The following is a 19042-nucleotide window of genomic DNA, read 5'->3' as shown; positions in this document are numbered from 1 at the left end:
CTCCCAGGCCCTCTACCGCAACGCTCTTTGCCTTGATCTCGTGCTCAACTATGCGGGCGTCAGGGAGCAGTGAACGGCCCTGGCTCACTGCCCCAGACGAACCGCACCCCCTGGCCGAGCCCATCGACTCGTTCCAGCAGGCGGCTGCATGGTCCGAAGCGCCAGCGTGTGGTATGGCCAAGTGCGTCGACGAAGCTCGTCATGTTACCGGCGTGGTCGTAGCTCGCTGATAGAGAAGCCCCGTCCGCCAGCGCGACTTGGATGCAACGACCAATCACGTCGTAACGCATTCGCGTGCTATCGCCCTGCGGGCCGACACGTTCGAGCAGCCTGCCGAAGTCATCGTGGATAAAGTTGGTTTCGTGCCCCATCCAATCCGTTATTGCCTCCAGCACCCCTTGGGTGAAGCGCTGCCGCTTCACCGCTCCCATCGGATTGACGATCTCCACGAGATTGCCTTGCTCATCCCGCCGGAAACACCAGCGCTGGCCGGCCGGATCTTGGGCTGCGATAAGGCGATTGCGCGCGTCGTAGATCCTCGACCAAGTCTGCTCCAGCGGATCCGTCCAACTTAACGGCTGGTGGCTAGCGTTGAAGGTTAAGCGGGTCTCCCGGCCCAGGGCGTCTATCAAGCGATCACGGTTGCCGGTGGCGTCATAGCCGAAACGCGTTGTGCCTCCCAGTGCATCGATGCGCGCAGCAACGCGTCCGAATGCGTCGAATTCCGTGCGCTTTACCGCGCCGAGAGGATCCCACTCCGCGATGACTTGGCCGCTAGGCAGGTACTGGTAGCGCCGGGTTTCGCCGTAGCTGTCGATCACCTCGGTGATACGAGTGGCGTCGAGATAGCGGATGCGCTTTTCGTCGTAGTGGTTCAGGCCTGAGCGGAAGACGCAGCGTCCACGGCTATCGTAGCGGTAGTGGAAGACGCCGCCATCGCGACCCACCTGGCGGGCAAGGCGCCCGTCCATGTCGTAATACCAACGCTGCGCAAAGCCCGCCGCATCGACAGCTGCGACAAGGTGGCCACCCGCATCATATTCATAGCTGAACAATTGATGAATGCTCCCGTTCACGGTATGCAGCGCTAGGCCATCAATGCAACCGAGACGGTTATATCCGAACTGCAAGCTTCGCCCTTCTAGGCGTTGTCGCACGCTGCACAGCAAGCCGCCAGAATCCCAGGTTAAGTCCAGCGCCTGCCCCTCCGGATCCTCGATACTGGTCAGGCGCATCGGTTGGCCTCGCGGACCGGGATGAAAGCAGTAGCGGCGTACCTTGGGGCCATCTACCTCCCAAGCTTGGACGATGTAGCGCCCTTCCAGCATGAAGATTTCGATGAAGGCCCCGAATTCGCGCAAGGTCACTCCAGCCTCGACCAGCCCATCTCGATCGGGAATCACCTCACTCCCACCGCTCGGTCCGATGAACTCGAAACCTTGCGGGTAGCGGGTCAAAGTAACCTCGAAAGGCGTCGACCAGCCTCGTCCGAACAGATGCCCATCATGGCGAGTCAGCAGTCCGCTGTAGCGACGTACCCAGCTGAGTTCAAGCCTGCCCGGCAGCGAGACATCCTCGTACTCTTCATAAAGGTTGCCCGAAGCGATGTCGATCGGCATAGCTTTCCTGTTATGAAATGTCGACCATCCGATAGCGCTCAGCCGCAGCCGCACTCCCCCTGGCCTTGGCGCTGGCGGCTGCGGCCCAGCCGATCCACGCCTGCCGACACGCCCGCGCTCACCGCCCCCTGCGCCGCATTCACCGCCAGCGCCCGCGCCATGTCCGCGATGCTCACCCCCACCATCACGTTGCTGAACCCGACCGTGGCGGCATTTGGCACGATGGGAATGTCGCTGCACGAGGCCGCCATCAGCGGCGCGACGAACGCCAGCGGGCCGCCGTTGACCGTGACGTTCGGGCTGCCGATCGCCACCGAGCCCTGCGCACCGGGGTACGGCAGCGGCGGCATCAGCAGCTTGAACCACGTCGCCCACTGCGTGTAGGCCGAGAAGCTGCCCTTGATCGATTCCCACACCCCGCCCCAGCTCGACGTGTCGATGCCGGTGACGTCCTTCAGGAAGCGGCCGGTGGCGGAATTCGGCGGCACGAAGGTGGCCGTGATGCCGGCGATGGCGAGGTTGGCCATCAGCGTCAGCGCCACCAGCATGAGCTGCTTGGGCACCATCAGCAGGTGGCGGCGCCAGTAGCCCAGGTTCATCGCCGCCGGCGGCACCGGCAGGCCCATCGGGATGTGCATCGAATAGCCCATCGCACCGGCCGTGCAGGCGGGCATGCCGTTGATCAGCGTGTCGACCTTCGGGAACTTCGGCGTCATCCAGAGATAGACCGGCCCGAAGTACGGGTGCGGCACCATCGGCACCGGGGCGGGTGCCGGCGGGATCAGGATGGTGTGGTAATCCAGTCCGATCACCATGTCGCCCATCTTCGCGGCTGGCCAGAGCATCGATGTTCTCTCCTGGGATGTCCCGTGTCCTGGAAGTCGTCCGTGTCAGCGTGGCGCTGGCAGACGCACCTCCTCCACCTGCAGCCGGCCGCTCAACCGCGTGCGGCTGATGCGCAGCGCCACCGGATCGCCGGGCTGCAGTCGCGCGTGCAGCACCGGGTCAACGAAGCCCGAGGAGGCCTCGCCCCCGCCTTCGCCGTCGACGCGCACGCTGACCACGAAGGCTTCGGGCGTCGAGTCGGCCTGCGTCCAGGTCCGGCCACCGGCCACGGTGGTGCGGTAGGTGACGCCGGGCGGCGTGTGCGTCTTGCCGGTGACCACGCCGGTGGTCCAGTGGCTGTCCAGCCCCGCGCCATCCAGTGCGCCCCAGGCGTACCAGCCCAGTCCGACGACCAGCAGCAGCACCGACATCACGGCGACGAAAGGATTGGCCTGAAGCACGTTCATGCCGTGATCTCCCCGCTTTCGACCACCCGGACGTCCAGCCTGCGGGCCTGCGGGAGCCAGTCCGGCCCCGGGTACGGCACGGCAGCACGCCAGACCATGTCGATGCGCCGGTTCTCCATCGCGACGAAGACGGTCTGCAGCACCGTGCCTGGCACCTGCACGCCCTCGCCCAGGTCGAGCCCGATCTCGGGCCGCTCGCCGGGCAGCCGGAAGTCGAGCCGTCCTTCCGGCGACAGGTGCAGCGTGCGCACGGGCTCGTCACCGCGCAGCCACGGCAGCGACAGCCCCTCGGAGGCCCCGCTGAAGAAACGGAAGTCCATCTCGGGCAGCGTCTGCCGCAGATAGGCCTCGCGGTCGGTCCCGCGCAGGAAGCCTGCGTACAGGGCCCGCAGCTCGCGCTCGACGGACCGATCGCCCGGCATCACGCCGGCCAGGCTGCTGCGCGGCCACAGCGTGCGGCCCCGCCAGCCCCAGCCGGCCGGTACCGGCGCCGATTCCCAGCGACCGTATTCGCCCAGGCAGAGCCGCTCCGGGGTCAGCCGGTCATCGACCACCTCGACATTGGGCAGCCGCAGGTCGATCCATGCCCGCGGGTCGTCCGAGACGACAAAGCCGCAGCCTGCCGGGTTGCGCGGGTACGGCAGGGCCCGCTCGGGATCGCTGCGAACGTCGATGCCGCCGTAGGCCCGCTCGTAGACCACCGACAGCGACGTGAACGGCTGCGGATCGCTGAACGCTGGTCGCCCGCCCGGCCCGGACAGCACGCGCCGATGCCCGGTGATCGCCAGCCGCCGGACCCGGTCGGCGACCTGGATCGCGGCCTCCAGCTCGGCCACGGCCCGGCCGTCCGGGGCATGGGCGCGCGCCTCGAAGACGACGTCCGTGGCCAGCTTGCACGGCACGAAGTCGCTCTCGTGGCGCACCGACGAGTTCTCGGGCGCATCCCAGTGCTCGTCGGCCGGGCGCAGCGGCTCGTCGGCATCGGCCCGCACCGCCACGTCGCCCGGCACCAGCCGATAGCTGCGCTTGAGCAGCACCGCCAGCACCGGCGCGCCGTCCGGCGCCTGGCCTGGCAGCAGCATGTGGTGTCCCGGCCGGGACGGGGCTGGTCCGCGGCTCATGCGTCACTCACCGCCGCGGTCAACCGGCGCACCCGGCTCCAGGCCACCGCCGGGCCGATCGTCCGTTCTGCGCGCCAGACGATCTCCATGACGCCCTCGTCCGGTCGCAGCGTCACGACGTCCATGCGGGTCGCCAGCGACTCGACACCATCGCCGAGGTCGAGCCCCAGCCGCGGCACCTCGCCCGGCAGGTGGAAGTCGAGTCGCCCCGACGGCGTCAGCCCGCGCAGCAACATCGTCTCGTCCGGCGCCAGCGTCTCGAACGTCAGGCCGAGCGAGGCACCGTTGCCGAAGGCCGCCTCGCGCACCGCCAACCGGTGCTGCCAGGCCAGCGCCACATGGTCGGCCGGCACGAGGCCGAGCCGCTCCTCGGCCGTCACCGTGCCCGGCGCCAGGAACGGCGGCAGCGCCCCCATCAGCGCGCAGCGCGGGTACCAGTCGCGCTGGCGCCAGCCCAGCCCGGCCGGCAGCGGCTGGTCGATCCAACGTCCCGGCTCGAGCATGCACAGCCGCTGCGGGGTCAGCAGGTCGGCCGGATCCTCGATGTTCGGCAGCGCGCGCCCGTCCACGGCCTCGCGACTGGCCCGCAGCACGAAGCCGCGCCCCATCGGGTTGCGCGCATAGCGCAGCGGCAGCGCCGGGTCGGTCTCGTCGCGTCCGCCGTAGGCACGGTCATAGCGGACCGGCATCGTCAGGAACGCCGCCGGTTCGGTGAACGTCGGCTCGATGCCGTCGCCCCGGTGCACGGCACGCCGATCGCCGAAGATCGCCAGCACCTTGCGCCGCGCCCCGACCGCGATGCCGACATGCATCGCCTCGACGGGTCGTCCGCCTGGCGCATGCGCCGTGCCGACGACGACGACATCGGTCTGCGCCCGGAACGGCTGCAGCTCGCTCTCGTGCTCCACCACCGACCAGCTCGGATCGCCATCGTCGTGCCACGTGTCGATGAGCCGCCAGGGCGCGGCATCAATGCGTTCGGCCTGCCGGCCATCGGCGATGCGATAGGCACGCTTGAGCAGCACGCTGACGCCGTGGACGCCCCGCGACGTCCGTCCGGTGACCGTCGTCAGGTGCTGGGGTGCGGCCGGGGGGGAGGAAGGCACGATGCGCTCGCTGTCGGCATCAGGGGTTGAGCATGACCATGCCACCCTTGACCGTATTGGTCGCGGCACCTTCGGACAGCACGATCGCACCCTTGGTCTGGTGCGTGGTGTCGGCCTCCGAGGTGACGACGCCACCCTTGATCGCCACGGCTGCCGTGCCCTTGACCGTGACGTTGACGCCGCTGAGTTCGATGTTGCCGGCCGCGTCCATCGACAGCCGGCTGGCGCCAACGTGCAGCACGATGTTGGTCGCCGCCTCGACATGGACCTGGTTGCCATGCGCCTGCACCAAGATCGGACCGGACGTCGACTGGACCGTGATGTCATTCTTGACCGTGGTGGTCTGGGTGGTGTCGTAGGTCTCGGTCAGCGCCCCCTGGACATGGTAGTTCGCGGTGTTGGCCTTGACGTCGTGGCGGTAGGTGCCTTCCGTGATCGTGATGGCGGCGTGGCTCTTGATCGTCTCGGTGAACGTGTTGTGGACGGTGTTGGTCTGGTCGTGCTCAACCGTGGTGTTCATGTCGTACTGAGCATGGACGGTGATCTTCTCCTTGCCGGCGGTGTCGTCCATCGAGAACTCGTTGTAACCGCGTCCCTTGTGCGTGTTCGACTTGATGCCGCTGACGACGGCCCCGGCCGGCAGCCCGTACGGCGGCATCTGCTCGGCGTTGTAGACCCGCCCGGTGATGAGCGGCTGGTCCGGGTCACCCTCGAGGAAACTCACCACCACCTCCTGGCCGATGCGCGGGATCGACACCGCGCCCCAGTTCTTGCCCGCCCACGGGTGCGACACGCGGATCCAGCACGAGCTGCGCTCGTCCTTCTGGCCGTAGCGGTCCCAGTGGAACTGCACCTTGACGCGGCCGTACTTGTCGGTGTGGATCTCCTCGCCGGCCGGGCCGACGACGACTGCGGTCTGCGGGCCCTGCACGAAGGGCTTCGGGGTCAGGCGCGGCGGGCGGAACTGCTGGGCATGCGGGATGACCTCGATCTGGCTGCTCAGCTCGGTGCCGCCGGTGCTGCCGGATTCATAGGCATCGAGGTGCAGCCGGGTGCGGATCGCGGTGACCAGGTAGTCGGTGTTCTGGTCGTCGCGCGGATGGCGCTCGAGCGTGAAGCGGCAGCCCTCGGCCAGCGACTGCGCGCTGGTCGTGCCTCGGGCGCCGGCATGGCGGGCCTGCTGCTCGTCGAGGCGGTTGTCGGCGTACTGCTCGCCGTCGCCGGTCACCCGGTAGAGCCCGGGATAGTCGAAGCGCTCGAGGTCGGCCTGCTCGTGGCTGCGACCGCGCTCCCGGCTGACCCGCAGGCTGGCCGACGGGCGCTCGAAGTCGTAGTCGGTCAGCGCGATGCGCCCGGTGCGCACGCCGTGGCTGAAGCTCCAGTCCCACAGGCAGTCGACGTCCGGCGGCGCCTGGCCCGGCACGTCGTAATAGGCGATGCGCTCGGCCCCGGGCGCCGGATCATGCGCCCCGGCCGCATCGACCAGCACCAGGGTCGCGCCGCCGGCGTCATGCTGGAAGAACCAGCTGATGCCCTCCTGCTCGAGCAGCCGGGCGATGAAGTCGAAGTCGCTCTCGCGGTACTGCACGCAGTAGCCCCGCGGGGCATAGCTGCGGAAGAGCCTGAAATCCGTCTTCGCCACCGCATGGTCGGCCAGCACCTGCCTGACGATGTCCGGCACCGAGAGGTCCTGGAAGATGCGGCAGTCGCTGGTTCGGGTCAGGAACCAGGGCCAGGGCCGCACCGTCATGTCGTAGCCGTAGTGCCGCCCGCTCGGCTTGCCCAGCCCGAAGCGGATGCAGTGCCCGCTCCAGTGCCGCAGGCTGCCATCGCGCAGCACCAGTTCCACCCGCACCGGCTGCCCGAGCAGATCGTCAGGCGCCAGATCCGGCTTCAGGCTCAGCAGATGCAGCCGCATCTCCCCGATGCGCCCCAGCCCCGCCTCGACGCTCATCGACTCGAAGAGCAGATCGGCGGGGGGCAGCGGGCAGTGGAAGGTGATGGGGGGCGCTGGCATGAACAGACTTCATCTCGGTCTGCCCCATCGTCCGCAAGCACCTGATTCAGGTAAAGAGACTAAAGTCACTTCCGAGCAGATCGCAGTCCCTGTTCGATGGAACGCGCATATTGCAAGATCGCCTCTGGCGTCCAAACCATGTTCCATGAACTCTGCCAAGAGGCGTACTTATCACCGCCCCCCCTTTTCAGCGCTGTGGCAACAACATCCGAGCAATTTCTAGTCAACGTGTCCCATGATTGCAAGGGTCCTTGATAAATAGCTCCGTCCCTGGTGAGCCCGAATGACTGCCACCAATCCTTGATGCCGGACTCATCCAGTCCCTCGAGCGCAATGACATGGTCCGGAGACTGATTCTCGTCTCGAACATCATCCATATAGCTTCTATTGCGGAACGGATGCGAGGCATAGATATTTTTGTGAATACCAGAGGGCACTTGTCCTGGCTTCTGAGGCCACCAAGAAATGTAGGTTTGATCAACCGGCATCGCTGCATGCCCCCAAGCTTCATTCTTACCTCGATAGCTCCATACGAAGACTCTTAACATAACCTCACCCCTTCCTCGTTTGCGTTATCAACCGAACGCATAGACAAAATCTCCCGCATCGACCGAAAGAACCACTCGCTGCATTTCCCTACCTTCGCTCAGCCGCATCAGATACTCCACCGACACCCTCGGCAGCACCGTGTTGGTCAGGATCGCGTCGATGACACGGCCGCCCGACTCGGCCTCGGTGCAGCGCGAGACGACCAAGCGGACGACCGATTCGTCGTACTCGAAGGGAATGCCGTGGTTGTCCCGCACCCGGCGGGCGATGCGGCCGAGCTGCAGCCGCACGATCTCGGCGAGCATCGCGTCCGACAGCGGGTAGTAGGGAATCGTCACCAGACGCCCGAGCAGGGCCGCCGGGAAGACCTTCAGCAGCGGCTCGCGCAGCGCCTGCGCGATCGCCTCGGGCTCGGGCGTCAGCTCCGGGTCGCGGCACAGGCCCATGATCAGGTCGCTGCCGACGTTGCTGGTCAGCAGGATGATGGTGTTGCGGAAGTCGATGTCGCGCCCTTCCCCGTCCTCCATCCAGCCCTTGTCGAAGACCTGGAAGAACAGCTCGTGCACGTCCGGGTGCGCCTTCTCGACCTCGTCGAGCAGCACGACACTGTAGGGGCGCCGCCGCACCGCCTCGGTCAGCACGCCGCCCTCGCCGTAGCCGACATAGCCCGGCGGCGCGCCCTTGAGCGTGGAGACGGTGTGCGCCTCCTGGAACTCGCTCATGTTGATGGTGATGACGTTCTGCTCGCCGCCGTAGAGCGCCTCGGCCAGCGCCAGCGCCGTCTCGGTCTTGCCGACGCCCGAGGTGCCGGCCAGCAGGAAGACGCCGATCGGCTTGTTCGGGTTGTCCAGCCGCGCCCGCGAGGTCTGGATGCGCCGGGCGATCATGTCCAGCGCGTGCTTCTGGCCGATGACGCGCCGGTTGAGCGTGTCGGCCAGCGCCAGCACCGCCTGCACCTCGTTGCGGACCATGCGGCCGACGGGAATGCCGGTCCAGTCCTGCACCACCGCGGCCACAGCCTGCTCGTCGACGGTGGGCAGGATCAGCGGTGCGTCGCCCTGCAGCTGCGTCAGCTCGGCCTGCAGTGCCTGCAGCTCGGCGACCGCGTCGGCGCGCTCGGCCTCGGTCGGCGGCGCGACGGGGGCGACGCCGTCCGGCGCTCCGGCCGGATCGCCGGGCTGCGCGCGCAGCCGCGCCCGCAGCGCCAGCACGCGGTCGACCAGCGCCTTCTCCTGGCCGAAGCGCTCGCCCAGCTCGGCCTGGCGCGCCTGCTCGGCCTCGATCGCCGCGGCCAGGCGGGTGCGGCGGGCGCTCACGTCGATGCCGATCGCCGCCTCGCGCTCGACGATGTCCCGCTCGACCTGCAGCGCCTCCAGCCGGCGCCGGCTGTCCTCCAGCGCTGGGGGTGTGGCGTGCTGGCTGACCGCGACGCGCGCGCAGGCGGTGTCGAGCAGGCTGACCGCCTTGTCCGGCAGCTGGCGCGCCGGGATGTAGCGGTGCGAGAGCTTGACCGCCGCCTCGATCGCCTCGTCGAGCAGCACGACGCGGTGGTGGTGCTCCAGCACGGTGGCCACGCCGCGCAGCATGTGGACCGCCTTCGCCTCGTCCGGCTCGGGCACCTGCACGACCTGGAAGCGCCGCGTCAGCGCCGGATCCTTCTCGATGTGCTTCTTGTACTCGGCCCAGGTGGTCGCGGCGATGGTGCGCAGCCTGCCGCGCGCCAGCGCCGGTTTCAGCAGGTTGGCCGCGTCGCCGGTGCCCGCCGCACCGCCCGCGCCGATCAGCGTGTGCGCCTCGTCGATGAACAGGATGATCGGCTTGGGCGAGGCCTGGACCTCGTCGATCACCGCGCGCAGCCGGCTCTCGAACTCGCCCTTCATGCTGGCGCCGGCCTGCAGCAGGCCGATGTCGAGCGCCATCAGGTCCACGTCGCGCAGCTGCGGCGGCACATCGCCCTGCACCAGCCGCTGCGCGAAGCCCTCGACCACCGCGGTCTTGCCCACGCCCGCCTCGCCGGTCAGGATCGGGTTGTTCTGGCGACGGCGCATCAGGATGTCGACGATCTGGCGGATCTCCTCGTCGCGGCCGGTGACCGGATCGAGCTCGCCGGCGCGCGCCTTGTCGGTCAGGCTGACGGCAAACTTCTTCAGCGCCTCCTGCCGGCCCAGCGCCGCCGGGGCGATGGCGCCGCTGGCCTCGCCGGGGGCGGCGTCGGGCGTGTCGATGGTGCTGGCCGCCTCCTCGGGCGAGCCGGCGACGATCTGCGCCAGCTCGGCGCCGAGGCGCTTGACGTCGACGCGGTCGAACTGCCGGCTGATCGACTGCAGCCGCCGCGCCAGCCGCTCGGTCTTGAGCAGGCCGAACAGCAGGTGGCCGGTGCGCACCTGCGTGGCGCCGAACTTCAGCGAGGCATAGACCCAGGCGCGCTCGACCGCGTCGCCGACCGCCTCCTCGATGTCGGAAATGGTGCTGGCGCCCCGCGGCAGGCGCTCGAGCGCGCTGCCCAGGTCCGATGCCAGTCGCCCGGCGTCCACCTGGAAATGGCGCAGGATGCGGTGCAGGTCGCTGTCGGGCAGGTTCAGCAGCTGCGAGAACCAGTGCTCCAGCATCACATGCGGATTGCCGCGCAGCTTGCAGAACACGGTTGCGCCCTCGATGGCCTTGTAGGCCAGCGGGTCGAGCTTGCCGAACAGCGCGGCACGGCTGATCTCAGACATGGACAGGATCTCCCGGAGAGAGGCGTCGATCGGAAGAGAGGCGCAGGTCGGCGCGGTCCGGATGGGGGCCGCGCCGGCCCAGCCAGGTGCTCAGCCCGAGCCGGCCGCCGCGCCCGGTCAGCCGCAGCGGCGGCACCTCGGCGCCACGCAGCGCCGGGCGGATTTCCCAGCGCAGCGACGGCCCGACGAAGCAGGCGACCAGGTCATGCAGCGCACGCAGCGCCGGCGTGCCGGGCAGGAAGCGCTCGTAGTCGGCCCAGCCCAGCGGACCCAGGTGGACGCGGAACCGGTACTGCCGATCCCAGACCCGGCTGCCGGCGACGACATCGACGCCGAGCCGGTTGCGCGAGCCGGCGCCGGCCAGCGGACGCAGCCGGGTGCGGTCCTGCGGGTGCAGCGTCATCCAGTGCCCGGCATGCGACTCGATGCGCACCGGCAGTCCGAAGTGCGCGGCGATCATCTTGCGCAGGCCCTCGGCATGGCGCGGCCCGTGCAGCAGGTGCCCGAGCAGATGCCGGCGCAGATCGTCGGGCAGGCTGTCGCCCGAAGGCGTGCCGGGCGGCGCCAGCCCGCCGAGCGCACCCGCCTGGCGCGCGAAGACATCCTGGCCCGGCCGGTCGCGCTGCACCGTCGGCTGGGCCTGGGCCCAGGCGCGGAAGAACAGCAGCAGCGCGCGGTGATGGAAGATGTCGGCGAAGCGCGCCGGCGCGCTGTCGCCGGCCTGGTGCTCGCGCTCGCGCACGAACTCGGTCAGGTGCAGCGGCATCGGCCCCATCGGCCCGAACAGGCCGAAGAAGCGCACGCCCAGCCGCGGCACGCCGGTGATCTCGCTCATCCGCCACGACGACAGTGCCGCCGGCGCGAAGTCGAGCTCGACATCCTGACCCAGCCGCAGCGGCTCGCCCGCCGGCCGCAGCGCGGTGCCCAGCGGCGGCAGATCGGCCCGCTCGGCCTGGATGCGGCGCAGCAGCGCAAAGAAGTCGTGCGACCAGGGCTGCAGCGCCGGATCCGGATCGGGATCGGGCTTCACAGCAGCGCTCCGGTGCCGCAGCGCGGCGGCCAGGCCATGATCTCGCCGCGGCGCGAGGACAGGAGCCGGGTCGTCACGAAGCTGTTGATCGCCGCATGGCGCGCCAGGTAGCGCTCGAGCACGCTGCCGAACAGGAAGGCGCTGCCGCCCTGGAAGGCGCTGTCGTCGACCTCGAGCACGACCTCCGCGCCGCTGCCGAAGGTCAGCGGCCCGGCCTGCGGCAGCCGGCGGGTGACGGTGCGGGCCTGCACGCCCAGCAGTCCGTCGACCCAGCGCTGCCAGCCGGCCTCGCCGTCGGGGCCGAACAGGCGCAGCAGCGCACGCAGCGTCGCCGCGGCCCGGGCCGGATCCTCGCCGGCCAGCGACAGATGGTTCAGCGCCAGCAGCCGCACCAGCGACCAGCCCTCCTCGCCGCGCGGCAGGCGCTGCACCGGCCGGGTCGGCCCGCGCAGCGTCTCGATGCGGCGCACCGGCCCCGGCGTGTCGAGCGACCACAGCCCGGTGATGCCGCCCCCGCTCCCGGCGCCGGGCAGCAGCAGCGGCAGATCGCGGTTGCTGACCCAGGCCCGCACCGAGAGCTGGCGCAGGTCCTGCGCATACGGCGCCTGGGCCGCGTCGACCAGCGACAGGAAGCATTCGGTGCCGATCCAGGCGCTGCGCGTGCCCTGGCTGCGCTGGCGCTCGGAGAGCTGGCGCGGCTCGCGCCGCACGGTGTACCAGGCCTCGTGGCGCCCCTCCAGCGCATGCGGCACCGCATAGAGCGGCAGGAAGAGCTGCTGCGACTGCGCGCCGGTGCCGTGGCCGATCACCTCGTCGAGGGTATGGACCTCGAAGTCCAGCGGCCGGGTGCGGTCCGGCACGACCGGATGCTCCCAGCGCGAGGGCAGCAGCGCGATGCGGTCGAGCCGCTTCGGGAACAGGTTGATCACCGGCGTGCAGCCCAGCGCCAGCGCCTGGCGGTCGACCAGCGGCTCCAGCCCCGGATCGGCACGCGCCGACAGGATGAACAGCTCGGCCTCCTGGCCATCGACCGCCGCGAGGCGCTCGCGCAGCTGCTCGACCGCGAAGAACAGCAGCCGCTGCGGCATCGCGGCGAACTCCTGCAGCAGCCGGTGGCCGGAGAAGCCGCGCAGCGTCTCGGGCAGCAGCGCCTCGTCGTCGTCGAAGCCCTGCGGCCGCACCGAGCCGGCATCGCGCCAGCCGCGGCGCGGGTCCTGGCCGGCCGGCGGCGCCACCCAGCTGCCCAGCACCGGCCCGCAGACCCGCTCGTGCAGCCGCAGCGCCGTCTCGTCGGGCGCGCAGACATGGAAGCTCAGGCGCTCGATCGGCAGATCGCGCAGCGCCGGGCCGTGGCTGCGCAGCCGGATGCGCAGGCCGCCGCGCACCGGCCGGTCAAGCGGCAGCCGGTGCAGCGGCAGGTCGGCCGCATGGCTGAAGCAGCGCACCTCGACGATCTCCAGCGGCCACAGCTGCACCTCGTGCGCGGTGCGGAACTCGCAGCGGGTCGCCTGTCCGCGCACCTCCTCGCTCAGCAATGCGCTGCCGCGCGGCACCACCGGTCCGGCCGCCAGCGCCGGATCGAGCAGGTCGGGCAGCATGCGCACGATCGCCATGCTCGGCACCGGCGCGACAAAGCCCGGCTGCACCACCTCCAGCAGGTGCTGCACGAAGCGCGGGTACTCCGCGTCGACATGCAGCTGGACCCGCGCGGCCAGGAAGGCGAAGCCCTCGAGCAGCCGCTCGACATACGGATCGGCGACCTCCAGGCCGCTCATCGTCAGCCGCCCGGCGATCTTCGGATAGGCCCGCGCGAACTCGCTGCCGACCTCGCGCAGATGGGCCAGCTCCTCGTTGTAGCGGCGCAGCAGGCCCGGATCCATCAGGGCCTCCCGGGCGGCAGCGCGCTGCGCGTGCTCTCGCGCACCTCGATCTGGCCGGCCTCCAGATCCATGCGGGTGCGCAGCAGCAGCTCCAGCGGCACCGGCTGCGCCCACAGGTGGCCGCGGATCTCGAACTCGATGATGTTGTGCGTCTCCAGCACCGAGGCCGCCTCGAGCGCACGCACCGTCAGCGTCTCCTCGACCAGCCGCGGCTCGAAGCGCAGCAGCGCCTGGCGCAGCGTGCGCTCCATCAGCGGCACATCGATGCGCGAGGCCAGCTGCCCGGCCAGCGGCGGCAGCCCGAAGTTCAGCACCGACTGCACCAGCCACGGATAGCTGCGCCTGTGCGTCTCGTCGAGCAGACAGGTGGCGTTGAGCAGCCAGCCCAGGTCGCGCAGCACCGCGCGGCGCAGCTGCTTGTCACCGACGACACGCCTGTCGACCGCATCATGCGGCTGCTGCGGCGCGTCATCGACCAGCCGGTCGAGCAGCGCCGGCTGCAGCCGGTCGGCCGCCCGCTCCAGGCCGGATCGGTCAGCGGGAAGCATCGCCACGGCCCTCGTCCCCCCGCTCGCCCTCGCCTTCGCGCTCGCCTGCTGGCGCATCGATCACGATCTCGCGCACCTCCAGCAGGCCGCGCTCCTCGGCCTCGGTGCAGAGCAGGCGCTGGCCCAGGCCGCGGAACTGGTCGGGCTGGTGCTGCGGCGCCAGCGCGATCCAGTCGGTGCGACGCGCCAGCCGCCGCGCGTCGCGCAGCGCGGCCGGATCGCCGCCCTCGCCCTCGCTGTCCGCATCGGCATCGGGCGCGTAGCGCACCGGCAGCAGCGCGACCGTCTCGCCGCCGGACACGAAGGTCAGCCGCGCCGGCAGCCACACCAGATCGCGCAGGTCCTCGGGCGCGTCGATCTCGATCCGGCGCAGCGCCTGCAGCGGCAGCCAGCCGTAGCGGCCGCGCATCATCACCTCCAGCACCGGCCCCAGGCGCGAATCGGCGTCGGCCAGCCACGCGAAGGGCCGGCCGTCGAGCGTGCCGCTGCAGGCCGGCGCCTGCTCGAGCGCCCGGGCGCGCAGGACGGCCGCGACCGCCGCGTCGCCACGGCCGTCGGCCGCCAGCGCCTCGGCCAGCAGGCCGACCCAGGCCGGCGGCTCGCCGAAGACCAGCGGCGTGGTGCGACCGCTCATCACCGCCTCGCGCACCTGCTCGGCCTGCAGCGCCTCGCGGCAGGTCGCCACCATCGCCAGCGCGCCGGCATCGAGCTCGCCGCACAGCACCAGCTGCTGCGCCGCGCGCGGCCACTGGCGCAGCAGCACCAGCAGCTGGAACAGGAAGATGCGCAGCCGGGCATCGGCCGGCTGGCGGCGCACCTGCTGCTGCAGGCTCGCGAGCGCGCCGGCCAGATCGCCGGCGGCGACCCGGCGCGCCGCGTCCTCGGCCGCGGCCGGGGCCTCAGACCTCGTCGGTGAAGACATGACTGGCTCCGCGCTGGCCGCTGCGCTGCTGCGGCAGGTACTCGAGCTCGACCTTCGTGAAGGCCACGGTGACGCTCTCGCTCACGTCGCCGTCGCTGCCGGTGTCGAGCACGACCGAGGTGATGCGCGCGCCCTTGAGCGTCAGCCGCAGGAAGTCCTGCTGGCCCTCGCCGGCCTTGCGCATCGTCAGCTTCAGCTCCTTGACCTCGTCGTTGGTCGCCAGCGCGCTCAGCAGTCCGGTGCTGGCGGTGTCGGCGCCCTTGACGAAGCTGAGCTCGCGGTAGGAGCGCCGCGCGGTGGCCTGCACCGAGCCCATCGCGGTCTGCGCCGACACGCCCCAGGACCAGCCGCGCACCGCGATGTCGTCCTCGTGCCCGGGCGCGATGCATTCGCCCTTGAGCTTGCCGGCGCGGCGGGTCTGCAGATGGACATAGGTGTCCGTGGCGGCCATGGCGACCTCAGCGCGTCTCGGTGGTCGCGAGGTTCCAGCCGAACTTGACCTCGCCGCTCAGGCCGCCCTTGTCGTCCTGCGCCTTGTAGGAGAACTCGATGTCCTTGTAGGTCATCGAGACCGACTCGGTGATGTCGCCGCCCTGCGAGCCCGAGGGCGCGATGTGGTTGATCAGCACCTCCTTCATCGTCACCTTGAAGTAGTCCTTCTGGCCCTCGCCGGACTTGCGCGCGGTCAGCACGACGCTGGCGAAGTGCTTGCCCTGCGCGCAGTGCTTGGCCAGCACCGGCGAGGACTTGTCGTAGAAGTGCACGAACTGGAAGGGATGGCCCTCGCCCTTGCCCTTGCCGGAGCCGCCCCCCGCCAGCGCGCTGGCATTGGCTGCGCCCCAGCTCCACGACAGCACCTCGATCTGGCCCTTGTGGTCCTTGTGGGTGGCCTCGCCGTCGACGCCGTCGAACTTGATGTGGGTATCGGTGGACATGACTTGCTTCCTCTGGCTGCGTGGGTGGGGAGGGATGCGGGGGCCGGGCCCCGGGGGTCGGGTTGGGGGTGGACCTCAGGCTCAGGCCTGCTTCTGCGCCGGCAGCTTGGAGACCAGGCGCAGCGACACCGTCAGCCCCTCGAGCTGGTAGTGCGGGCGCAGGAAGAACTTGGAGGTGTAGTAGCCGGGATTGCCCGGAATCTCCTCGACGACGACCTGGGCGGCGGCCAGCGGCTTCTCGGCCTTGGTGTGCTCGGAGGAGTTGGCCGGATCGCCGTCGACGTAGTTCATGATCCAGTCGTTGAGCCAGCGCTCCATCTCGTGGCGCTCCTTGAAGGCGCCGACCTTGTCGCGGACCATGCACTTCAGGTAGTGCGCGAAGCGGCAGGTCGCGAACAGGTAAGGCAGCCGCGCGGCGAGGTTGGCGTTGGCGGTGGCGTCCGGGTCGTCGTACTCGGCCGGCTTCTGCAGCGACTGCGCGCCGATGAAGGCGGCGAAGTCGGAGTTCTTGCGGTGCACCAGCGGCATCAGGCCGTTCTTGGCCAGCTCCGCCTCGCGCCGGTCGCTGATGGCGATCTCGGTCGGGCACTTCATGTCGACGCCGCCGTCGTCGCTCGGGAAGGTGTGCGTCGGCAGGCCCTCGACCGCGCCGCCGGACTCCACGCCGCGAATGCGCGAGCACCAGCCGTAGAGCTTGAACGAGCGGTTGATGTTGGTCGCCATCGCGTAGGCGGCGCTGGCCCAGGCGTACTTGCCGTGGTCGGCGCCGTCGGTGTCCTCCTCGAAGTCGAAGTCGTCGACCGGATTGGTGCGCGCGCCGTAGGGCTGGCGGGCCAGGAAGCGCGGCATCGCCATGCCGATGTAGCGCGCGTCGTCCGACTCGCGCAGCGAGCGCCAGCCGGCGTACTGCGGCGTCGTGAAGATCTTGGTCAGGTCGCGCGGATTGGCCAGCTCCTGCCAGGAATCCATCTGCAGCAGCGACGGCGCCGGCGCGGTGATGAAGGGTGCGTGGGCCGCGGCCGAGATCTTCGCGATCTCGCCGAGCAGCTCGACGTCGGGCGGCGAGTGGTCGAAGGTGTAGTCGCCGACCAGGCAGCCGTAGGGATGGCCGCCGAGCTGGCCGTACTCCTCCTCGTAGATGCGCTTGAAGATCGGGCTCTGGTCCCAGGCCGTGCCCTTGTAGCGCTTGAGCGTCTTGTGCAGATCCGTCTTCGAGACGTTCATGACGCGGATCTTCAGCATCTCGTCGGTCTCGGTGTTGTTGACGAGATGGTGCAGTCCGCGCCAGGCGCTCTCGAGCTTCTGGAAGTCGGCGTGGTGCAGGATCTGGTTGATCTGCGCGCTCAGCCGGTGGTCGATCTCGGCGATCATCGCGCCGATCGAGCGCATGACGTCGTCGCCGACCAGCGCGGTCTGCGCCAGCGCCTGCTGCGCCAGCGTCTGCACCGCCTGCTCGACCTCGGAGCGCAGGTCGTCGCTGCGCGGACGGAACTCGCGCTCGAGCAGCGCGGCGAAGTCGTCGCCCTGGAAGTCGACGCCGGCAAAGGCCGGAGCGGCGGTCTGGGTCTGTGCGTCGGCCATCGGGCCCTCCTGTGCGTGGATCGGGGTCAGCGAAGCGGCTGCGGCCTCATTCCGCCGCGGGGCGCGGCGCCGCGGCCAGCGACTGCAGCAGCGCCGGGTCCTTGATGACCCGGGCGATCAGCTCCTCGGCGCCGGTCTTGCCGTCCATGTAGGTGATCAGGTTGGCGAGCTGCTGGCGCGCGGCCAGCAGCTGCGACAGGCTGTCGACCCGGCGCGCGATCGCGCCCGGGGTGAAGTCGTCCATGCTCTCGAAGCTCAGGTCGATCGACAGATTGCCCTCGCCGGTCAGCGTGTTGGGCACCTGGAAGGCGACCCGCGGCTTCATCGCCTTCATGCGCGCATCGAAGTTGTCGACGTCGATGTCGACGAACTTGCGCTCGGCCACCGGCGCAAGCGGCTCGGCCGGCTTGCCCGAGAGGTCGGCGAGCACGCCCATCACGAAGGGCAGCTGCATCTTCTTCTCGGCGCCGTAGAGCTCGACGTCGTACTCGATCTGCACGCGCGGCGCGCGGTTGCGGGCGATGAACTTCTGGCTGCTGGTGGACATGGCGATCGGGCTCCAGGAAGGCGGGGAGGGAACGGAGGGCCGGAGGGCGTGCGCGGCGGGGCCGCGCTCAGCAGCCGCCGGTGGCCTCCTCGTAGGACAGGCCGGCGATGCGCTCGACCGAATCGATGCCGTCGGAGGCGAGGTCCTTGACGATCTCGAAGAAGCTCTTGCCCATCAGGCGCTGGGCGCGGCGGATCAGCAGCGGCGCCGGATGCGAGGGCTCGTTGCGCTCGAGCCATTCGCAGACGCGCTCGAGCTGGCGCAGCGCCTCGTCGCGGCTGGTGATCGTGCCCGGCGTCAGCGCCGGCACCGCGACCATCGCCGCGGCAACCGGTACGGCCGCATCCGCCGACGCCGACGCCGACGCCGACGGGGGAGCCGCGCCGGCCTGCGGCGCCACCGCCCCCGGAGCGACACCCGCCAGATCGACCGTGGCGGCCAGCGCCTGCAGCAGCGGCCGCAGCAGCTTGAATTCGGGGGCCTGCGCGGCGGCATGACGCTGCAGCGTGACGATCAAGGGCTCGAGCTGCTGCGGCAAGGTCGACAGATCGGCCAGCAGGCCCGGCTGCGCCGCCTCGGCCGCACGCAGCACCGGCGCCAGCGCGGCCGCCACCGGCACCGGCTCGCCGGGCCGGGCCGCGGCCCGGCCGCTGGCCAGCTCAAGCTGGCGGCCGTTCAGCCCGGTGCGGTCGCCGGGCACCCGCGCGGCACGAATGTCGGCCAGCAGCAGGTCCGCGTCGGCCAGCTCCGCCAGCGCGTTCATGCGCATGAAGTGATCGTCGGGATCATCCGGATCGGGCCGCGGCCAGAGGCTGTCCCAGTAGCGTTCGAGCAGACCGGCGACCAGGCGCAGGCCCGGCGCCAGCGCGCCCAGGCCGTCGAGGCGCAGCGCCGCACGCAGCAGCTGCACGGCCACCCGCAGATCGCGCCCGCGTCCGAACAGCGCCAGCGCATGTCGGCGCATCGCGATCCAGTCCGGCTCCTCGGCCGGAATCAGCGTGTCGCCGTACTGCTGCTCCGGCCGCCCGGCCGAGGCGCGCAGCAGCGCCTGGAAGTCCTCGTCGTACTCCAGGTCAGTCTCGCCGCAGGGCGACGCGGCCTGGAGAGGGGACAGCAGCACATCGACATCGATGGAACTCATGCAGCCAGTCTAGGCAGGGCCGGCGCTGCGAAAATCT

At 70.1% G+C, this 19042-nt stretch carries 16 protein-coding genes; all 16 read right to left on the bottom strand.

The window, feature by feature from the left end; genetic code table 11:
• Nucleotides 1-59 precede the first annotated feature (59 nt).
• Complete coding sequence (locus tag NFT33_RS04340) at nt 60-1619, bottom strand: DUF6531 domain-containing protein (RefSeq protein WP_251673438.1); 1560 nt, start codon at nt 1617-1619, stop codon at nt 60-62.
• Nucleotides 1620-1657: 38 nt separating this feature from the next.
• A complete protein-coding gene (locus NFT33_RS04335; RefSeq protein ID WP_251673436.1) occupies nt 1658-2464 on the bottom strand; it encodes a PAAR domain-containing protein in 807 nt (268 codons plus the stop codon).
• Nucleotides 2465-2509: 45 nt separating this feature from the next.
• A complete protein-coding gene (locus tag NFT33_RS04330) occupies nt 2510-2911 on the bottom strand; it encodes a hypothetical protein (protein WP_251673434.1) in 402 nt (133 codons plus the stop codon).
• Nucleotides 2908-3993 carry a DUF2169 family type VI secretion system accessory protein gene (locus tag NFT33_RS04325; protein WP_251673432.1) on the bottom strand — a complete coding sequence of 362 codons (1086 nt, stop codon included), beginning with the start codon at nt 3991-3993 and terminating at the stop codon, nt 2908-2910. Before NFT33_RS04325 ends, NFT33_RS04330 begins: the two co-directional genes overlap by 4 nt.
• A 35-nt stretch (nt 3994-4028) precedes the next feature.
• Nucleotides 4029-5138 carry a DUF2169 family type VI secretion system accessory protein gene (locus NFT33_RS04320; RefSeq protein ID WP_251673429.1) on the bottom strand — a complete coding sequence of 370 codons (1110 nt, stop codon included), beginning with the start codon at nt 5136-5138 and terminating at the stop codon, nt 4029-4031.
• A gap of 19 nt (nt 5139-5157) precedes the next feature.
• Nucleotides 5158-7155 (bottom strand): type VI secretion system Vgr family protein, encoded by a 1998-nt coding sequence (locus NFT33_RS04315; RefSeq protein ID WP_251673427.1) that lies wholly within the window; start codon nt 7153-7155, stop codon nt 5158-5160.
• A 575-nt stretch (nt 7156-7730) separates the two neighbouring features.
• Nucleotides 7731-10421 carry a type VI secretion system ATPase TssH gene (tssH, locus tag NFT33_RS04310; RefSeq protein ID WP_251673425.1) on the bottom strand — a complete coding sequence of 897 codons (2691 nt, stop codon included), beginning with the start codon at nt 10419-10421 and terminating at the stop codon, nt 7731-7733.
• Nucleotides 10414-11451, bottom strand: coding sequence for a type VI secretion system baseplate subunit TssG (tssG, locus tag NFT33_RS04305; RefSeq protein ID WP_251673423.1), 1038 nt, complete (start codon nt 11449-11451; stop codon nt 10414-10416). Before tssG ends, tssH begins: the two co-directional genes overlap by 8 nt.
• Nucleotides 11448-13331 (bottom strand): type VI secretion system baseplate subunit TssF, encoded by a 1884-nt coding sequence (gene tssF, locus NFT33_RS04300; RefSeq protein ID WP_251673421.1) that lies wholly within the window; start codon nt 13329-13331, stop codon nt 11448-11450. The genes tssG and tssF overlap by 4 nt, the downstream gene beginning before the upstream one ends.
• Entirely contained in the window at nt 13331-13879 is a 549-nt protein-coding gene (gene tssE / locus NFT33_RS04295; RefSeq protein WP_149502770.1) for a type VI secretion system baseplate subunit TssE, read from the bottom strand. Before tssE ends, tssF begins: the two co-directional genes overlap by 1 nt.
• A complete protein-coding gene (locus NFT33_RS04290) occupies nt 13866-14801 on the bottom strand; it encodes a type VI secretion system accessory protein TagJ (protein ID WP_251673419.1) in 936 nt (311 codons plus the stop codon). The genes tssE and NFT33_RS04290 overlap by 14 nt, the downstream gene beginning before the upstream one ends.
• A complete protein-coding gene (locus NFT33_RS04285) occupies nt 14779-15252 on the bottom strand; it encodes an Hcp family type VI secretion system effector (RefSeq protein WP_173805639.1) in 474 nt (157 codons plus the stop codon). Before NFT33_RS04285 ends, NFT33_RS04290 begins: the two co-directional genes overlap by 23 nt.
• A 7-nt stretch (nt 15253-15259) precedes the next feature.
• On the bottom strand, nt 15260-15736 hold the full coding sequence (locus NFT33_RS04280; RefSeq protein WP_251673418.1) for an Hcp family type VI secretion system effector: 477 nt from the start codon (nt 15734-15736) through the stop codon (nt 15260-15262).
• An 81-nt stretch (nt 15737-15817) separates the two neighbouring features.
• Complete coding sequence (gene tssC, locus NFT33_RS04275; RefSeq protein ID WP_220785150.1) at nt 15818-17317, bottom strand: type VI secretion system contractile sheath large subunit; 1500 nt, start codon at nt 17315-17317, stop codon at nt 15818-15820.
• A gap of 46 nt (nt 17318-17363) precedes the next feature.
• A complete protein-coding gene (gene tssB / locus NFT33_RS04270) occupies nt 17364-17870 on the bottom strand; it encodes a type VI secretion system contractile sheath small subunit (protein WP_149502765.1) in 507 nt (168 codons plus the stop codon).
• A 61-nt stretch (nt 17871-17931) separates the two neighbouring features.
• Nucleotides 17932-19005, bottom strand: a complete 1074-nt coding sequence (tssA, locus tag NFT33_RS04265; RefSeq protein WP_251673416.1) for a type VI secretion system protein TssA — start codon at nt 19003-19005, stop codon at nt 17932-17934.
• Nucleotides 19006-19042: the final 37 nt, after the last annotated feature.

Origin of the sequence: Sphaerotilus sp. FB-3 (genome assembly GCF_023706025.1) — a bacterium.
Lineage (GTDB): Bacteria > Pseudomonadota > Gammaproteobacteria > Burkholderiales > Burkholderiaceae_C > Sphaerotilus > Sphaerotilus sulfidivorans.
The sequence above is the reverse complement of the archived record's forward strand: the minus strand, read 5'-3'. Positions and strand labels throughout refer to the sequence as shown.